Raw genomic sequence first — 17869 nt, 5'->3', positions numbered from 1 at the left:
ACAGCCACTATTGTGCCATTTTTGCCCGCCCGGAGGTATTGCTTTCTGCTCAGTGTGGAAGCGTGCTCGACAAATAGTGTAATGGAAAGAAAAAGGCCCGCCGCCGCGTAGCGGACAGACGGGCCTGAGCCGTGCTTAACCGCATTCTCGCGGTCCGGGCATCAGCCTGTTATTCGCCAGCCGGTTTACGCGGGCGACGGCGGCGCGGCGGTTTGCCGTCCTGAGTGCGCGCTTTCGGCGCCTCGCCGTCCTGACGACGCGGGGCGCTGCTCTGGCTGCGCGGCTGTCCGCTGCGCCCCTGACCCTGGCCGCCTCGTCCCTGACCCTGACCACGACCGCCGCCGCGCTGCTGGCGACCGTTCTGGATAGGCTCGGCTTTAATGGACGGATCCGGCTCATAGCCGGCAATCGCAATGCGCGGGATCTCTTTCTTCAGCAGGCGCTCGATATCGCGCAGCAGCTTGTGCTCATCCACGCACACCAGCGACAAGGCTTCGCCGGTGGCCGCGGCGCGACCGGTACGGCCGATACGGTGGACATAATCTTCCGGCACGTTCGGCAGCTCGTAGTTCACCACGTGCGGCAGCTCTTCGATATCCAGACCGCGGGCGGCGATATCGGTCGCCACCAGCACGCGAATGCCGCCGGATTTAAAGTCGGCCAGCGCGCGGGTACGCGCCCCCTGGCTCTTGTTGCCATGGATCGCCGCGCTGCGGATGCCGTCTTTGTTGAGCTGCTCCGCGAGGTGGTTGGCGCCATGCTTGGTGCGGGTAAAGACCAGCACCTGCTGCCAGTTGCCTTCGCCGATAAGCTGCGACAGCAGCTCGCGCTTACGGTTTTTGTCAACAAAATGGACGTGCTGGGTGATCTGCTCGGAGGCCGTGTTGCGACGCGCCACTTCCACTTCCAGCGGGTTGTGCAGCAATTTCTCAGCCAGGCCTTTGATCTCGTCGGAGAAGGTCGCCGAGAACAGCAGGTTCTGCCGACGCGGCGGCAGTTTAGCCAGTACGCGGCGGATGTCATGGATAAAGCCCATATCCAGCATGCGGTCCGCTTCATCCAGTACGAGGATTTCCACTTTATCGAGGCTGACGGCGTTCTGGTGTTCCAGGTCCAGCAGACGGCCCGGGGTGGCGACGAGGATATCGACGCCGCCGCGCAGCTTCATCATCTGCGGGTTGATGCTCACGCCGCCGAACACCACCAGCGAGCGAACATTCAGATATTTGCTGTAATCCCGCACGTTCTCGCCCACCTGCGCCGCCAGCTCGCGGGTCGGGGTCAGGATCAGCGCGCGCACCGGGCGACGACCCTTCGCGTGCGGCTCGTTCTGGATCAGGCGCTGCAGCAGCGGCAGAGTAAAGCCCGCCGTTTTACCGGTGCCGGTCTGGGCGCTGGCCATCAGGTCGCGGCCCTGCAGTACCGCCGGGATCGCCTGCTGCTGGATAGGGGTCGGCTCAACGTAGCCCTGCTCAGCGACAGCGCGCAGGATATCGGGATTCAGGCCAAGGGAATCAAAAGACATAACAACTCCGAACCGCCCCGGCCCGGTGAAGGGCGTAGTTTTCAGGGAGATTATTGCGATAAGAGATGGCAAAAACCACAATGCCATGAAGGGGCGCAGTCTAGCAGATTTTGTGACAGGCCGCATAAAATCTGCAAAAGAATGCCGCCCCTGGCTGGCGGGGGGAAGAAGGCCGCTGAGGGCGCTCAGCGGCCAGGCGGGTCGCCGCAGCGCGGTTAACGCAGACGATACTTAATTTTTTCAACGATCTTCGCGGTGGAGATGCCGTAGCGATCGTGGAGGGTCGGCAGCGCGCCGGCTAACAGGAACGCGTCAGGCAGCCCTACGGTATCCAGCTCGCAGCGAACCCCATTGCGCATCAGCAGGGCGGCCACCGCCTCTCCTAACCCGCCGACCGCGGTGTGGTTTTCGGCGGTGACCACCAGGCGACCCGGCTTCGACGCCTGTTCAATAATCGCTTGTTCATCCAGCGGTTTGATGGTCGGCACGTGCAGGACCGCCACGCTGATATTATCGTCCCGCAGCTTTTCAACCGCCTCCAGCGCGCGCATGGTCATTAGCCCGGAGGAGATAATCAACACGTCGTTGCCGTCCTCCAGCAGCTTCGCTTTGCCCAGTTCGAACTGATAGTCGTATTTATCCAGCACCAGCGGCACCTTCCCGCGAAGCAGGCGCATATAAACCGGGCCATGATGATCGGCAATGGCCGGTACCGCCTGCTCAATCTCCAGCGCATCGCAGGGATCGACGATGACCATTCCAGGGATACCACGCATGATCGCCAGATCTTCGGTGGCCTGATGACTGGGGCCATAGCCGGTCGTCAGGCCCGGTAGCGCCGCGCAAATCTTGACGTTCAGATGCTCTTCAGCGATCACCTGATGAATAAAATCATAGGCGCGACGGGTCGCAAAGGCGGCATAGGTGGTGGCGAAGGGAATAAATCCCTCCTTCGCCATGCCTCCCGCCGCCGCCATCAGCAGTTGCTCCGCCATTCCCATCTGGAAAAAGCGATCCGGGAAGGCCTGGGCGAAAATATGCAGGTCAGTATATTTTGACAGGTCCGCTGTCATACCGACGATCGCCGGGCGCTGCGCCGCGAGTTTCGACAGCGCGACGCCGAAGGGCGCAGAGACGGTGGCCTGGCCTTCATCGGCAATCGAAGCGATCATCGCCGACGTTTTTAAACGGGGTTTACTCTGGCTCATTACAGCACTCCTTCCGGTTTGTTAGCGTCCAGCACCGCAATCGCTTTTTGCCATTCGTCGGCATCGACGCGAATAAAATGGTTCTTATCGCGGGTTTCGAGGAACGGCACCCCTTTGCCCATCAGCGTGTCGCATAAAATGACCCGCGGCTGGTTGCCGGAATAACTTTTCGCGTTGTCAAAGGCGGCCATCACCGCCGACAGATCGTTACCGTCCACGCGCTGCACGTACCAGCCGAAGGCGGCCCATTTATCCTGCAGCGGCTCAAAGCCGAGGATTTTGCGTGAATCGCCGTCGGCCTGCTGTTTGTTGACGTCGACAAGGTTAATCAGGTTGGTCAGGCCATAGTGAGCCGCCGACATCGCCGCTTCCCAGGTCGAACCTTCATCCAGCTCCCCATCGGACATCGAGTTATAGACCCAGGTCTTGCTCTGTTTCTGCCGCAGGCCGAGCGCCATGCCGACGGCGATAGACAGCCCCTGCCCCAGCGAGCCGCCGGACATCTCCATCCCCGGGGTGTAGGTCGCCATGCCGGACATCGGCAGGCGGCTGTCGTCGGAGCCGTAGGTTTCCAGTTCCGCTTCCGGAATAATGCCCGCCTCCAGCAACGCGGCATAATAAGCGATAGCGTAATGGCCATGAGAAAGCAGGAAGCGATCGCGCCCCTCCCACTCAGGATCTTCCGGGCGATAGGTCATGGCGTAACTGAAGGCGGTAGCCAGCACATCGGCATACCCCAGCGCCTGGCCAATATAGCCCTGCCCCTGAACTTCCCCCATTTGCAGGGCATAGCGGCGGATACGCCACGCCGCCGCGGCGACTTTTTGTGATTCGGTGATGTTCATCTCTGTGCCTCGCTTAGTGAATTAACATGCCGCCGTTAACGTCCAGGGTGATACCGGTGGAGTAGGAAGAGAGGTCGCTGCCGAGGAACAGCGCGGCGCGGGCGATGTCCACCGCGTCGCCGAGGCGGTTCATCGGAATGCCGGCAAGAATATTGGCCGTCATGTCGTCCGTCAGCTTGCCGGCGGTAATGTCGGTCTGAATTAGCCCCGGGGTGATGCAGTTAACGCGGACGTTGTCCGGGCCAAGCTCGCGCGCCATCGCCCGCGCAAGGCCGAGCACGCCGGCTTTTGCCGCGCTGTAGTGCGGACCGCCGAAGATACCGCCGCCGCGCTGGGCGGAAACGGACGAGATGCAGACGATGCTGCCGGATTTTTGCGACCGCATCGTGGGGATCACCGCCTGTGACATCAGCAGCGTGCCGCGCAAGCTGACATCGAGCACCGCGTCATAGTTGGCGCGCTTGATGTCCATTAGCTTCAGCGGCTGGGTGATCCCGGCGTTATTGACCAGCACATCGACCCGGCCGTATTTCGCCAGAATCTGTTCGATGGCCGCCTGCACCTGCACTTCGTCGGCGACGTTCGCCGCCAGGCCGAGATGGCCTTCGCCCAGCGCCGCCGCGGCGGTTTTACTGGCTTCGCCATTGAGGTCGATAATGACCACTTTCGCGCCGTTTTCGGCGAATAATTTCGCGGCCGCAAAACCCAAACCGCGTGCGGAGGCCGCGCCAGTAATAATGGCGACTTTATCTTTTAATAACATAGTTTCACTCCATGACATTACGTCATATTAATTAACAGGATCTATTTTCGTTATTGTGGCTCATCGAGGAAAAGAATCACCACCAAACCGATTGCGGCGCAGATACCAAAATAGGTAAAGACAGAATTAAAGCTCCCCGTTTTATCCAGTAAGAAACCGGCCACCATCGGCGCCACAAATCCGCCGAGGTTGCCGCCGCTATTAATAATGGAAGAGGCGATCGGATAGGTTTTGCTGTCCGAAACGGCCATACCGTAGGCGGTAAAAGCCGGCCAGCCGATATTCAAACAGAAACCGACAAAGAATAAACCAATACAGACCGCCAGGCTGCTTGCCGGTATATTCAGCATAATTAACATCATGACTACGGTTGATACCGCTGTGAATATCATGGTTGGTTTACGCCGACGGCCTAATAATTTATCCGAAATCCATCCGCCGCCAATCGCGCCAATAAAGCCGCCGATGCACGGCATACTGGCCACGAACCCCATACTCATCACATCGAAACCGCGCTCTTTCACTAAATACAGCGGGATCCAGGTTAATAATCCATATAACACGCTGACCATCATAAAATATGCGAGGCAGTCTCCTAGAATATTTTTTGAGGTAAATAATCCCTTCGCCGTATCCACAGGCGGCATTTTTTTCACCCGGATAATTTTATCCAGCCAGGTGAAGCGATCGGCGATTAATATATTTTCACGTACACCGTCATTATGATGGCTGTCCCGCCCGGCATTAATCTCTGCCAGTTCGCTTGGAGATACGAATCCGCTTTCCGCGGGCTTTGACTTCACCAACAGGTACCACGCTATCGCTGCTACGATCCCGGGAATAGCAAAGGAGAAAAAGACCCACCGCCAGCCCCAGGTCACCGCAATCCACACCGCCAGCGGCGGCACGATAATCGGGGCAAACATGGTCGCCGCGATGTAAACGCCGGTTGCCGTGGCTTTCTCTTTCGGCGGAAACCAGTTGTTTATCGTCGACGCCAGCCCCACCGGGCAGGGACCTTCGCTTAGTCCCAAGCCCAGCCGCACCAGCTTCAGGCCAAATACGGAGCTCACCGTGCCCATCAGCCAGGTAAAAGCGGAGAAGCCGAAAATAGATAGCGAAACCAGCCCTCGAGTGCCGCGTCTGGCGATGAAAAAGCCGGCCGGGATCTGGCTGACCGCATAGCCGAGGAAAAACATACTGGCAATCGCTCCGGCCTCAAAATTATTGATATGAAATTCATCAATGATAAACGGCAGTACCGCGCCGATGTTCGTTCTGTCGGCGTAATTGATGGCATACACCAGGAAAATCATCGTCAAAACCACAAAACGATATTTTGTTTTCCTGGCGTCAGTACAGACCAGCGTATCTATACGTGACATAGGGTTTCCTCATCTTATACCTCTTCCACTTCGCCGTAGGTTGCCGCCAGGGATCGCCGCGTTTCACGCGCCCTGGCGCAACAAGAGAGACATGTCTTTTCGCACAGCGAAACAGGTGGTTAGGTGTTTTATTATTGCGATCCAAGCGCATCGCAGTTTGTGATCAGGCCTGTGAGGGGAATATAACAACCCAAAAATGAAAAGGTATTCAAAAAAGCTCAATTATGATTGAGAAAAATTGAGTTAGTGACTCCCCGCAAATTTTAGCCTTTACTGAGAGGCGCGATTTTAACGAGATAAATTGTTAAGCCCATCACAAATTAAAAGGTTATTTTCGCTTTTCCCTATGCTGTTCATCACGGCTGCGCCACGCTGTTCGCCATTTTCTTTTATTCGCGCCCCGCGCAGGATGCCGCCATGAGTCAACCGCTGCCCAATAAAAATCTGCCGATGCCCTCTTTACGCAATATCCAGGCTTTTATTGAAGTCGCCGCAACCGGCAGCCTCAACCTGGCCGCAGAGAACCTCAACATTACCGCCTCGGCGGTCAGCCACCAGATAGCCAGTCTGGAGCACTTGCTGGGAAAAAAACTGTTCTCCCGCAGCAGCAAAGGCGTGATGTTAACCGCAGTGGGAGAAAAATATCTCAAAGAGGTCTCCGGAGCGCTGAATATGATTGGCCAGGCCACCAGCCAGGTGATCAACGATATTCATCAGGATTATTTACGCATTCACTCAGCGCCGAGCTTCGGCCTGCTGTGGCTGATGCCGCGGCTGAATAAATTCCGTCAGGCATGGCCGGAGCTAAAAATTAGCCTGACCTGCTCTTACGAAAGCATTCAGTTCTCCCGGGATAATATTGATATCGATATTCGCCACGGGCTGTCGCAGTGGCCGACGCTGCTGGTCAGGACCATTAAAAATGAGTGCGTCCTGCCCTACAGCGCCTCCTCTTATTTAGCCCGCCATGCGGTTCGCGCCCCGGAAGATCTGCTGGCCTGCGATCTGATCCATTCCGACAGCACCTTAATTAACTGGAGCAACTGGCTGTCGTGGCACAAGGTCCGCGGCTGGCACAAAAACTTTATCTTTAATTTCGACCGGTCGTACATGAGCATCGAGGCGGCCCGGATGGGGATGGGGGTGATCCTGGAAAGCAATCTGCTGGCCGGCGGCCACGTGCGTCAGGGGCAGCTGACGCCGGTGTTTGCCGACGAGCGGAGTATGCCGGTCGGCGCGCACCACTTCGTCCTTCCCCACGCCAATGAACAGAAGGAAAAGGTCCAGCGCTTCTTCGCCTGGGTCGCCGGGGAGCTACAGGAAGACGGTTTTCATATTTAGTCCAGGCTGGTGGACAAACCGCCAGTCGGCGCCTAAAGTTAATCAATCGATTGATTAATTTTTTCAGAGCGCGATGACCAGCAAAGGCGAACAGGCAAAAAGCCAGCTTATCGCGGCCGCTATCGCCCAGTTTGGCGAGTACGGCCAGCATGCCACCACCCGCGATATCGCCGCCCAGGCCGGGCAGAATATCGCCGCTATCACCTACTATTTTGGCTCGAAAGACGACCTGTATCTCGCCTGCGGCCAGTGGATCGCCGATTTTATCGGTGACAATTTTCGCCCGCACGCCGAAGCGGCGGAGGCCCTGCTCGCCGGAGAGTCGCCGGATCGCCAGGCGATCCGCGCCCTCATCCTCAGCGCCTGCCATAACATGATTCTGCTGCTGACCCAGGATGATACGGTCAACTTGAGCAAATTTATTTCCCGGGAACAGCTGGCGCCCACCGCCGCGTACCATCTGATCCACCAGCAGGTGATCGCCCCCCTGCACCACTATCTCACCCGGCTGATCGCCGCCTGGACGGGTCGCGATGCCGGTGATACGCAAATGATCCTCCATACCCACGCCCTGCTGGGCGAGGTGCTCGCTTTCCGTCTCGGGCGTGAAACCATCCTGCTGCGCACCGGCTGGACGCAGTTTGACGCGCAAAAAACCGAACAGATTTTTGAGGTCATTACCTGTCATATCGATTTCATTCTGCATGGGTTATCGCAAAGGAGTTTGGGCTGATGAAAAAACCCGTCGTCGTCATTCTGCTGATCGTGATTCTTCTCGCCGCGCTGGGCGGCGGCTGGTGGTGGTACCAGAGCAGCCGGCAGCAGCCGCTGACTCTGTATGGCAATGTCGATATCCGCACCGTCAATATGAGCTTCCGCGTCGGCGGCAGACTGGCCTCGCTGACCGTCGACGAAGGCGACAGCATCCGCGCCGGGCAAACCCTCGGCGAGCTTGACCGTGCCCCCTATGAAAACGCCCTGCTGCAGGCGCAGGCCAACGTCTCCACCGCCCAGGCGCAGTATGACCTGATGATGGCCGGCTACCGCTCGGAAGAGATTGCCCAGGCCGCGGCGGCAGTGAATCAGGCGCAGGCCGCTTACGACTACGCGCAAAACTTTTATCAGCGCCAGCTGGGTTTACGCGCCAGCAGCGCCATTTCCGCCAACGATCTGGAGAACGCCCGCTCCTCGCGCGACCAGGCGCAGGCAACGCTGAAGTCAGCGCAGGATAAACTGCGTCAATACCGCGCCGGCAATCGTCCGCAGGAGATAGCCCAGGCCAAAGCCAGCCTCGAACAGGCGCAGGCGGCGCTGGCCCAGGCTAAACTGGACCTGCACGACACCGTGCTGACCGCCCCTTCCGACGGCACGCTGATGACCCGCGCCGTCGAGCCCGGCACCATGCTCAACGCCGGCGGCACCGTGCTAACCCTCTCCCTGACCCATCCAGTATGGGTCCGCGCCTACGTTGACGAGAAAAACCTTGGCCAGGCGCAGCCGGGACAAGCAGTGCTGCTCTATACCGACAGCCGGCCGGATAAGCCCTATCACGGCAAAATCGGCTTTGTCTCGCCGAGCGCTGAGTTCACGCCGAAGACTGTCGAGACGCCGGACCTGCGCACCGATCTGGTCTACCGTCTGCGCATCGTGGTAACCGACGCCGACGGCGCGCTGCGCCAGGGGATGCCGGTGACCGTCTCCTTTGACAACGGGAACGGACATGAGTGAGGCCGTCATCGCCTTAAACGGCCTGAGCCGCCGTTTCCCCGGGATGGACAGGCCAGCGGTGGCCCCGCTGACCTGTACGATCCGCGCCGGCTACGTCACGGGACTGGTAGGCCCCGACGGCGCAGGGAAAACCACCCTCATGCGGATGCTCGCCGGGTTGCTTAAGCCTGATGAGGGCAGCGCCAGGGTGATTGGCTTTGATCCGCTAAAAGACGACAGCGCTCTGCACGCGGTGCTCGGCTATATGCCGCAGAAGTTCGGCCTGTATGAAGATCTGACGGTGATGGAAAACCTCACCCTGTACGCCGATCTACGCAGCGTTACCGGCGAGGCGCGGAAGAAAATTTTCGACCGCCTGCTGGAATTCACCGCCCTTGGCCCGTTCACCGGGCGGCTGGCGGGCAAGCTCTCCGGCGGCATGAAGCAAAAGCTGGGGCTCGCCTGTACCCTGGTGGGTGACCCGAAGGTGCTGCTGCTGGATGAGCCCGGCGTCGGCGTCGATCCGATCTCTCGCCGCGAGCTATGGCAGATGGTGCACGAGCTGGCCGGCGACGGCATGCTGATCCTGTGGAGCACCTCTTATCTCGATGAAGCCGAGCAGTGTCGTGATGTGCTGCTGATGAACGAAGGCAAACTGCTCTATCAAGGGGAGCCGACGGCCCTGACGCAAACCATGGCCGGGCGCAGCTTTCTGGTCTCCAGCCCGCAGGAGAACAACCGCCGCCTGCTGCAGCGGGCGCTGAAGCTGCCGCAGGTTAGCGACGGCGTGATTCAGGGCAAATCGGTGCGTCTGATCCTGAAAAAGGAGGCGCGCATCGATGAGGTTCAGCAACATGACGATATGCCATCGCTGCAGGTGACCGACACCGCGCCGCGCTTTGAAGACGCCTTTATCGACCTGCTCGGCGGCGCCGGGACCGCCGAATCGCCGCTGGGGGCGATTATCCATCGCGTTGACGGCAGCAAAGACGAAACGGTGATTGAGGCGCAGTCGCTGACTAAAAAATTTGGCGATTTCGCCGCCACCGACCACGTCGATTTCCAGGTCAAGCGCGGCGAGATCTTCGGCCTGCTCGGCCCCAACGGCGCAGGGAAATCCACCACCTTCAAAATGATGTGCGGCCTGCTGGTGCCCACCTCCGGCAAAGCGCTGGTGCTGGGGATGGATCTCAAGGTCAGCTCCGGCAAGGCGCGTCAGCATCTGGGCTATATGGCGCAAAAATTTTCGCTGTACGGCAACCTCAGCGTCGAGCAGAACCTGCGCTTTTTCTCCGGGGTCTACGGCCTGCGCGGCCGGGCGCAAAATGACAAAATTGCCCGCATGAGCGATGCCTTCGGTCTGAACAGCATCGCCCGCCACGCCGCCGACGAGCTGCCGCTCGGCTATAAGCAGCGGCTGGCGCTGGCCTGCTCCTTGATGCATGAGCCCGACATTCTTTTTCTCGACGAACCCACCTCCGGGGTCGATCCCCTCACCCGTCGCGAGTTCTGGCTGCATATCAACAGCATGGTGGATAAAGGGGTGACGGTGATGGTCACCACTCACTTTATGGATGAAGCGGAGTATTGCGACCGCATTGGGCTGGTCTATCACGGCAAGCTTATCGCCAGCGGCACCCCGGACGCGCTGAAGGCCCAGGCGGCGGATGACAACCAGACGGACCCGACCATGGAGCAGGCGTTTATTACTCTGATTAACCGTTGGGATAAGGAGAATGGCCATGAGCAGTAATCTCCTCTCCTGGCGGCGGGTCCGCGCCCTGTGCGTCAAAGAGACCCGGCAGATCGTCCGCGATCCCAGCAGCTGGCTGATTGCGGTGGTGATCCCTCTGCTGCTGCTGTTTATCTTCGGCTACGGCATTAACCTCGACTCCAGCAAGCTGCGGGTGGGGGTTCTGCTGGAGCAGCAGAGCGAAGAGGCGCTGGACTTCGTGCATACCATGACCGGATCGCCCTATATCGACGCCACCGTCAGTGACAATCGCCAGCGGCTAATTGAGCTGATGCAGGCCGGTCGCATCCGCGCGATGGTGGTCATTCCGGTGGACTTCGACCGCCAGATGGCCCGCCCCGGCGCCACTGCGCCGCTCCAGCTCATCACCGACGGCAGCGAGCCCAATACCGCTAACTTCGCCCAGGGCTACGTGGAGGGTATCTGGCAGATCTGGCAGCAGCAGCGGGCGGAAGACCGCGGCGAGACCTTTGAACCGCTGATCGACGTGCAGATGCGCTACTGGTTTAACCCGGCGGCCATCAGCCAGCACTTTATTATCCCCGGGGCGATCACCATTATCATGACCGTGGTCGGCGCCATATTGACCTCGCTGGTGGTGGCCCGCGAATGGGAGCGCGGCACCATGGAGGCGCTGCTGTCGACGGAGATCACCCGCGCTGAACTGCTGCTGTGCAAGCTCATCCCCTACTACTTCCTCGGCATGCTGGCGATGCTGCTGTGTATGCTGGTGTCGGTGTTTATTCTCGGCGTCCCCTATCGCGGTTCGCTGCCGATCCTGTTTGTCATCACCAGTCTGTTTTTGCTCAGCACCCTGGGGATGGGACTGCTGATCTCGACGATCACCCGCAACCAGTTTAACGCAGCGCAGGTGGCGCTGAACGCCGCCTTTTTACCGTCGATAATGCTGTCCGGGTTTATTTTCCAGATAGACAGCATGCCGGCGGTGATCCGCGCGGTGACCTATGTGATCCCGGCGCGCTATTTCGTCAACACCCTGCAAAGCCTGTTTCTGGCGGGCAATATTCCGGTGGTGCTGCTGGTGAATGTGCTGTTTTTGATTGCTTCGGCGGTGATGTTTATCGGCCTGACGTGGCTGAAAACCAAACGGCGTCTGGATTAGGTTTTGCCCGGTGGCGCTGCGCTGACCCGGCCTACGGTTTAACCAACATCGATTATACGGTTCGCCGAACCCGTAGGCCGGGCGTACGCAGTGCCGCCCGGCGTTGTTGAATGGGCCAAAGGAGCTATTATGTTTCACCGTTTATGGACATTGATCCGCAAAGAGCTGCAGTCGCTGCTGCGCGAACCGCAGACGCGGGCGATTTTAATCATGCCGGTGCTGATTCAGGTGCTGCTGTTTCCCTTTGCCGCGACGCTGGAGGTGACCAACGCCACCATCGCCATCTATAACGAGGACAGCGGTCGCCACGCGGTGGAACTCACTCAGCGCTTTGCCCGCGCCAAAGCCTTTACCCACGTCCTGCTGCTGAAAAGCCCGCAGGCGATCCAGCCGACCATCGATGAACAAAAAGCCCTGCTGGTGGTGCGCTTCCCGGCGGATTTCTCACGCAACCTCGACAACTATCAAACCGCCCCGCTGCAGCTCCTGCTCGACGGGCGCAACTCCAACAGCGCGCAAATCGCCGCCAACTATCTGCAGCAGGTCGTGAAAAATTACCAGCAGGAACTGCTGGAGGACAAAGCGAAGCCGAACAATAGCGAACTGGTGGTGCGCAACTGGTATAACCCGAATCTCGACTACAAGTGGTTCGTGGTGCCGTCGCTCATCGCCATGATCACCACCATCGGGGTGATGATCGTCACCTCGCTGTCGGTGGCCCGCGAGCGCGAGCAGGGCACCCTCGATCAGCTGCTGGTCTCGCCTCTCGCCACCTGGCAAATCTTTGTTGGTAAAGCGGTGCCGGCGCTGATCGTCGCCACCCTGCAGGCGACTATTGTGCTGGCGATTGGTATCTGGGCCTATCAGATCCCGTTTGCCGGCTCGCTGCTGCTGTTCTATTTCACCATGGTGATTTACGGTCTATCGCTGGTGGGCTTTGGCTTATTAATCTCATCGCTGTGCGCCACGCAGCAGCAGGCGTTTATCGGCGTGTTCGTCTTTATGATGCCGGCGATTCTTCTCTCCGGCTACGTTTCACCGGTGGAAAACATGCCGCAGTGGCTCCAGGATCTGACCTGGATAAACCCGATCCGCCACTTTACCGATATCACCAAGCAAATTTATCTGAAGGATGCGAGTCTGGAGATTGTGTGGGGAAGTTTGTGGCCGCTACTGGTCATAGCGGCCACCACCGGCTCAGCGGCGTATGCGATGTTCCGAAGAAAGATTGCGTAATTTTTTATCTTTCGCCAGCAGCGAGACCACCGCCGGGCCTGCCAGTATCACCAGCCCGGCGAGGGCCAGCAGCAGGTTGTTGTGCAGCACGCGCGACAGCAGCCACAGCGCTATCATGGCGGCGCCGAAGTACCAGGTGGTGGTGAGCTCCTCAAGGAAGTCTCCCACATCGCGCCAGCGCGCCTCGTGATGACGCTGCAGAAACAGCATCGCCAGCAGCGTGACGCTGTAGAGGACGCACAGCCCTAATCCGACGCGCACCAGCGCGCCGCTCATCCATCCCATCACCAGCACTGCCACGACCAGTAGATGCAACATAATCTGCCAGCAACTAAGACCTGTTGCGACGCGTACACGTTGTTGCCACTTCATGGCTTCTCTCCTGAAGGATTTTTCTCTGCTACTCAGAGTACCGCACTTTACGGAAAATTCCGTAACACCGCATCTTTTTGTGACGTCTACTACACTATTTTATTCAGGAAAGTGACATTTACTGGAGAATTATGGCTGAGCCAACGTCGGGATTTTCGTTGAACGTGCTGACAATTAACACCCATAAAGGCTTTACGGCGTTTAATCGGCGTTTTATTTTGCCCGAGCTGCGCGAAGCCGTTCGCAGCGTCAGTGCTGACATAGTTTGCCTGCAGGAAGTGATGGGCGCTCATGAAGTTCACCCGCTGCATATCGAAAACTGGCCAGATACGACCCATTACGAATTTCTCGCCGACACCATGTGGAGCGACTACGCCTATGGGCGCAACGCGGTCTATCCGGAAGGTCACCATGGCAATGCCGTGCTGTCGCGCTTCCCGATTGAATACTATGAGAATCGCGATATCTCGGTCGGCAACGGGGAGAAACGCGGCCTGCTGTACTGCCGCATCGTGCCGCCTCAGAGCGGCGTCACGATTCACGTCATTTGCGTTCATCTCGGACTGCGTGCCGACCAGCGGCAGGCGCAGCTGGGGATGCTGACGGAATGGGTCAACACCCTGCCCGCCGGCGAGCCGGTGGTGGTGGCCGGGGATTTTAACGACTGGCGTCAGCAGGCTAACCAGCCGTTAAAAGCCCAGGCGGGGCTGGAAGAGATTTTTACCCGCGCCCGCGGACGCCCGGCGCGCACCTTTCCGGTCAGTTTTCCGCTGCTGCGCCTCGATCGCATTTACGTCAAGAACGCCCACGCCAGCCGCCCGAAGGCGCTGGCCCTCAAACAGTGGCGGCATCTGTCCGATCATGCACCCCTTAGCGTGGAGATTCATTTGTGAAATGTCGTTGGCAGGAAGGCAACCGCATTACGCTACTGGAGAACGGCGACCAGTACTATCCGGCGCTGTTTGCGGCCATCGGTCGCGCCAGCCGGCGGGTGATCCTCGAATCCTTTATCTGGTTTGAAGATGAGGTCGGCCGACAGCTGCACGCGGTTCTGCTGAAGGCCGCCCGCCGCGGCATCCAGGTGGAAGTGCTGCTTGACGGCTACGGCTCGCCGGATCTTAGCGATGAGTTTGTCGGCGAACTGACCGCCGCCGGGGTGATTTTCCGCTATTACGATCCGCGCCCTAAGCTGATGGGAATGCGCACTAACCTGTTCCGTCGCATGCACCGTAAAATCGTGGTGATCGACGACACCACCGCCTTTGTCGGCGGCATTAACTACTCCGCCGAACATATGAGCGACTATGGCCCGGAGGCGAAGCAGGATTACACGGTGCAGGTCGAGGGGCCGGTTGTGCTCGATATTCTGCAGTTCGAACTGGAGAATCTGCCCAACAGCGAAACCGCCCGCCGCTGGTGGCGCCGTCGTCGCCATCAGCCGGAGATCAACCAGACCCCCGGCGAGGCGCAGGCGCTGTTCGTCTGGCGCGATAATCAGGATCACCGCGACGATATCGAACGCCACTACCTGAAGATGCTGACCAGCGCCCGCCGGGAGGTGATAATCGCGAACGCCTATTTTTTCCCCGGCTACCGTCTGCTGCATGCGATGCGCAATGCCGCGCGGCGCGGGGTGCGGGTGAAGCTGATCGTCCAGGGCGAACCGGATATTCCAATTGTGAAATTTGGCGCCCACCTGCTCTATCACTACCTCGTCAAAGGCGGCGTGCAGATCTACGAATATCGCCGCCGTCCGCTGCATGGCAAAGTCGCCCTGGCGGACGACCACTGGGCCACCGTTGGGTCGAGCAACCTGGACCCGCTCAGCCTGTCGCTGAATCTGGAAGCCAATCTGATCATCCACGACCGGGTGTTTAACCAGACGCTGCGCGATAACCTTAACGGGCTTATCGCCCGGGATTGCCAGCGGATCGATAAAGCAATGCTGCCGAAACGCAACTGGTGGCGGCTGGGGGTGAGCGTGATGGCCTTCCACTTTCTGCGCCACTTTCCGGCGTGGGTCGGCTGGCTGCCGGCCCATACTCCGCGGCTGGCCAGGGTCAGCCCGCCGGTGCAGCCGGAGATTGAAACGCAGGATCGCGTCGAGTCACCTACCAGGGATAATCCACTATGAGCAAATCGCACCCGCGCTGGCGGATGGCAAAAAGAGTGCTGACCGTGCTCTTTTTTATCGCCGTGATCGTCCTGCTGGTGATTTACGCGCAGAAGGTCGACTGGCAGGAAGTGTGGAAGGTGATCCGCGGCTACGATCGGCTGGCCTTGTTCAGCGCCATTGCGCTGGTCATCGTCAGCTATCTGATCTACGGCTGCTACGATCTGCTTGGCCGCGCCTGGTGCGGACACAAGCTAGCGAAACGCCAGGTAATGCTGGTGTCGTTTATCTGCTATGCCTTCAACCTGACCCTCAGCACCTGGGTCGGCGGCATCGGCATGCGCTACCGGCTGTACTCCCGGCTGGGGCTGAACAATAGCACCATCACCCGTATTTTTTCCTTAAGCATCACCACCAACTGGCTGGGCTATATCCTGCTCGGTGGGGTGATCTTTACGGCGGATCTGGTGAAGCTGCCGTCGCACTGGTACATCAGCCAGACCACCCTGCGGATTATCGGCGGAGCGATGCTATTTCTCACGCTGTGCTATCTCTTCGGCTGCGCGTTCGCCAAACGCCGTCACCTGACGATCAAAGGCCAGCGGCTGGTGCTGCCCTCCTGGCGATTCGCGCTGCTGCAGATGGGGGTCTCGGCGGCGAACTGGATGGCGATGGGGGCGATCATCTGGCTGCTGTTGGGTAGCGAGATTAACTATTTCCTGGTATTGGGAGTACTGCTGGTGAGCAGTATCGCCGGGGTGATTATCCACATCCCGGCCGGGATTGGCGTGCTGGAGGCGGTGTTTATCGCCATGCTCTCCGGGGAAGAAATTTCGAAGGGGGCGATCATCGCCGCCCTCCTCGCCTGGCGCGCGCTCTATTATTTCCTGCCGCTGCTGCTGGCGACGGTGGCCTATCTGCTGCTGGAGAGTCGGGCGAAAAAGCTGCGGCAAAAGAACCAGCGCAAGCTGGCCCGCGAGTGAAATCGCCCGGCGGCGCTGCGCTTGCGCGGGCCTACGGGGTGTGAGCCTGTGAGGGGGGTCCTCCAGGCCGGGTAAGGCGCAGCCGCCACCCGGAAACATCACCGGTACCGCGCCTGGCGTCTCGTCCGGCGGCGCTGCGCTTGCGCGGGCCTACGGGGTGTGAGCCTGTGAGAGGGTCCTCCAGGCCGGGTAAGGCGCAGCCGTCACCCGGCAACATCACGGGTACCGCGCCTGACGTCTCGCCCGGCGGCGCTGCGCTTGCATGGGCCTGAACGCCAGCCGGACTGTTTCCGGGAGAGGGGAAGCACTGCCGTGTGGTTGTTTATGTTATCTGTGGCTTCAGCGTAGTTTGCGCTCCCGGCTAGTCTTCTGCGTTATGTCTCTTACGGCGCGGGGAGCGCACAGGGGGCGGCCAGTCGCCGCCGCCCCCTGTACCCCCGGGCTCCGGCCAGCAAAATCGCCACTGCGTGGTCCCTTCGACTTATCCCTGCAGGCTTCGGGTCGGGCCGAGGCAGCATCCATGCAAAACACGGCCCTCAGCCCGCATCCATGCGGGCTGCCCCGGCCTTCCGGGAACGTCTCAGCGATTTTGAGGCCGTCAGCACCGGCAGTTTCAGCAAGGCTGGTGAACAAATGAACGACACCCTGTAGGCCGGGTCAGGCGCAGCCGCCACCCGGCAAAAAAACGGCGCAACAGGGTTGCCTGGAAGGTAATCAAGCTTGCCCGGCGGCGCTGCGCTTGCCGGGCGTTCGGAGATGCAACCTCTTGATATAAAGAGGTTAGCGGCGATTGCCCATAATACGTAGCAGCATCAGGAACAGGTTGATGAAATCCAGATACAGCGTTAAGGCGCCGAGGATCGAGTATTTACGCAGCGTGGCGCTGTCGCGGGTATCAATCTGCTCGCCGATATTTTTCAGCTTCTGGGTGTCGTAGGCGGTCAAGCCGACAAACAGCACCACCCCAATGTAGGTCACGGCCCACATCAGCGCCTCGCTCTTCAGCCACAGGTTGACCAGCGACGCCAGTACGATGCCAATCAGCCCCATAAACAGCATGCTGCCGAAGCCGCTCAGATCGCGTTTAGTGGTGTAGCCGTAAAGGCTCATCGCCCCGAACATCCCGCCAGTGACCACAAAGGTGCTGGCGATGGACGAGTAGGTATAAGCGATAAAAATGCTCGACAACGTCAGCCCGGTGAGCGCCGAATAGAGCATAAACAGGGTGGTCGCCATCCCGGCGCTCAGCCGCTGTACCATCCCCGACAGCACAAACACCAGCGCCAGCTGGGCGATGATCAGCCCGAAGAAGGTGATTTTGCTCGAAAAGACGAACATCATCACCGCCGGGGTGTTAGCCGCAAACCACGCGATAAACGCCGTCAGCAGCAGGCCAACCGTCATCCAGCCGTACACCTGCGCCATATAAGTCTGCAGGCCGCTGCGGCCCTGCACTATTGAATCGGAACGCGGATATCTGTCCATGACTCTCTCCTGATTAACAAAGTTTCACTC

At 59.2% G+C, this 17869-nt stretch carries 17 protein-coding genes; 9 read left to right on the top strand and 8 right to left on the bottom strand.

Annotated elements, in window-relative coordinates:
* Positions 1 to 169 precede the first annotated feature (169 nt).
* From rhlE to MKR05_RS19150, 6 genes are all read right to left on the bottom strand, one after another.
* On the bottom strand, positions 170 to 1525 hold the full coding sequence (rhlE, locus tag MKR05_RS19175) for an ATP-dependent RNA helicase RhlE (protein ID WP_044521817.1): 1356 nt from the start codon (positions 1523 to 1525) through the stop codon (positions 170 to 172).
* A 215-nt stretch (positions 1526 to 1740) separates the two neighbouring features.
* The gene (locus MKR05_RS19170; RefSeq protein WP_050532951.1) at positions 1741 to 2733 is read right to left on the bottom strand and encodes a transketolase family protein; all 993 of its coding nucleotides are present in this window, start codon (positions 2731 to 2733) and stop codon (positions 1741 to 1743) included.
* Positions 2733 to 3578 (bottom strand): transketolase, encoded by an 846-nt coding sequence (locus MKR05_RS19165; RefSeq protein WP_072421344.1) that lies wholly within the window; start codon positions 3576 to 3578, stop codon positions 2733 to 2735. The genes MKR05_RS19170 and MKR05_RS19165 overlap by 1 nt, the downstream gene beginning before the upstream one ends.
* Positions 3579 to 3591: 13 nt before the next feature.
* Positions 3592 to 4341 carry an SDR family NAD(P)-dependent oxidoreductase gene (locus tag MKR05_RS19160; RefSeq protein ID WP_044521813.1) on the bottom strand — a complete coding sequence of 250 codons (750 nt, stop codon included), beginning with the start codon at positions 4339 to 4341 and terminating at the stop codon, positions 3592 to 3594.
* A gap of 50 nt (positions 4342 to 4391) precedes the next feature.
* On the bottom strand, positions 4392 to 5726 hold the full coding sequence (locus MKR05_RS19155) for an MFS transporter (RefSeq protein ID WP_064158105.1): 1335 nt from the start codon (positions 5724 to 5726) through the stop codon (positions 4392 to 4394).
* A 288-nt stretch (positions 5727 to 6014) separates the two neighbouring features.
* Positions 6015 to 6152 carry a hypothetical protein gene (locus tag MKR05_RS19150; protein ID WP_032428692.1) on the bottom strand — a complete coding sequence of 46 codons (138 nt, stop codon included), beginning with the start codon at positions 6150 to 6152 and terminating at the stop codon, positions 6015 to 6017.
* Between MKR05_RS19150 and MKR05_RS19145 the strand changes: the two genes are divergently transcribed.
* The 6 genes from MKR05_RS19145 to MKR05_RS19120 all read left to right on the top strand — a co-directional run bounded on the left by MKR05_RS19145 (position 6144) and on the right by MKR05_RS19120 (position 12886).
* Positions 6144 to 7067, top strand: coding sequence for a LysR substrate-binding domain-containing protein (locus tag MKR05_RS19145; RefSeq protein WP_065812177.1), 924 nt, complete (start codon positions 6144 to 6146; stop codon positions 7065 to 7067). The two genes, MKR05_RS19150 and MKR05_RS19145, sit on opposite strands and share 9 nt — an antisense overlap.
* 73 nt (positions 7068 to 7140) lie before the next feature.
* Positions 7141 to 7800, top strand: a complete 660-nt coding sequence (gene cecR, locus MKR05_RS19140) for a transcriptional regulator CecR (RefSeq protein WP_023288932.1) — start codon at positions 7141 to 7143, stop codon at positions 7798 to 7800.
* Positions 7800 to 8795 (top strand): secretion protein HlyD, encoded by a 996-nt coding sequence (gene hlyD, locus MKR05_RS19135; RefSeq protein WP_023288931.1) that lies wholly within the window; start codon positions 7800 to 7802, stop codon positions 8793 to 8795. Before cecR ends, hlyD begins: the two co-directional genes overlap by 1 nt.
* Positions 8788 to 10527: an ATP-binding cassette domain-containing protein gene (locus MKR05_RS19130; RefSeq protein ID WP_023288930.1), complete on the top strand. Its 1740-nt coding sequence runs from the start codon at positions 8788 to 8790 to the stop codon at positions 10525 to 10527. The genes hlyD and MKR05_RS19130 overlap by 8 nt, the downstream gene beginning before the upstream one ends.
* On the top strand, positions 10517 to 11650 hold the full coding sequence (locus MKR05_RS19125; protein WP_023288929.1) for an ABC transporter permease: 1134 nt from the start codon (positions 10517 to 10519) through the stop codon (positions 11648 to 11650). Before MKR05_RS19130 ends, MKR05_RS19125 begins: the two co-directional genes overlap by 11 nt.
* A gap of 129 nt (positions 11651 to 11779) precedes the next feature.
* Positions 11780 to 12886 carry an ABC transporter permease gene (locus tag MKR05_RS19120; protein ID WP_023288928.1) on the top strand — a complete coding sequence of 369 codons (1107 nt, stop codon included), beginning with the start codon at positions 11780 to 11782 and terminating at the stop codon, positions 12884 to 12886.
* On the opposite strand, the gene MKR05_RS19115 is transcribed toward MKR05_RS19120, so the two are convergent.
* Positions 12848 to 13258 (bottom strand): YbhQ family protein, encoded by a 411-nt coding sequence (locus MKR05_RS19115; RefSeq protein ID WP_012542390.1) that lies wholly within the window; start codon positions 13256 to 13258, stop codon positions 12848 to 12850. The genes MKR05_RS19120 and MKR05_RS19115 overlap by 39 nt on opposite strands.
* Positions 13259 to 13389: 131 nt before the next feature.
* Here MKR05_RS19115 and MKR05_RS19110 point away from each other — a divergent pair, with 131 nt between their 5' ends.
* The 3 genes from MKR05_RS19110 to MKR05_RS19100 are packed head-to-tail and all read left to right on the top strand — an operon-like array spanning position 13390 to position 16354.
* Complete coding sequence (locus tag MKR05_RS19110; protein WP_023288927.1) at positions 13390 to 14151, top strand: endonuclease/exonuclease/phosphatase family protein; 762 nt, start codon at positions 13390 to 13392, stop codon at positions 14149 to 14151.
* A complete protein-coding gene (gene clsB / locus MKR05_RS19105) occupies positions 14148 to 15392 on the top strand; it encodes a cardiolipin synthase ClsB (protein WP_023288926.1) in 1245 nt (414 codons plus the stop codon). Before MKR05_RS19110 ends, clsB begins: the two co-directional genes overlap by 4 nt.
* Positions 15389 to 16354 carry a lysylphosphatidylglycerol synthase domain-containing protein gene (locus tag MKR05_RS19100; protein ID WP_023288925.1) on the top strand — a complete coding sequence of 322 codons (966 nt, stop codon included), beginning with the start codon at positions 15389 to 15391 and terminating at the stop codon, positions 16352 to 16354. Before clsB ends, MKR05_RS19100 begins: the two co-directional genes overlap by 4 nt.
* Positions 16355 to 17134: 780 nt before the next feature.
* Here the strand turns inward: MKR05_RS19100 and MKR05_RS19095 are convergent.
* The gene (locus tag MKR05_RS19095) at positions 17135 to 17839 is read right to left on the bottom strand and encodes a Bax inhibitor-1/YccA family protein (protein WP_032455204.1); all 705 of its coding nucleotides are present in this window, start codon (positions 17837 to 17839) and stop codon (positions 17135 to 17137) included.
* Between the last annotated feature and the right edge of the window lie 30 nt (positions 17840 to 17869).

The organism is Klebsiella sp. K5-204 (assembly GCF_030128585.1).
GTDB lineage: Bacteria > Pseudomonadota > Gammaproteobacteria > Enterobacterales > Enterobacteriaceae > Klebsiella > Klebsiella quasipneumoniae.
Note: the sequence above shows the minus strand (reverse complement) of the source record. Positions and strands in the feature narration are given on the sequence as shown.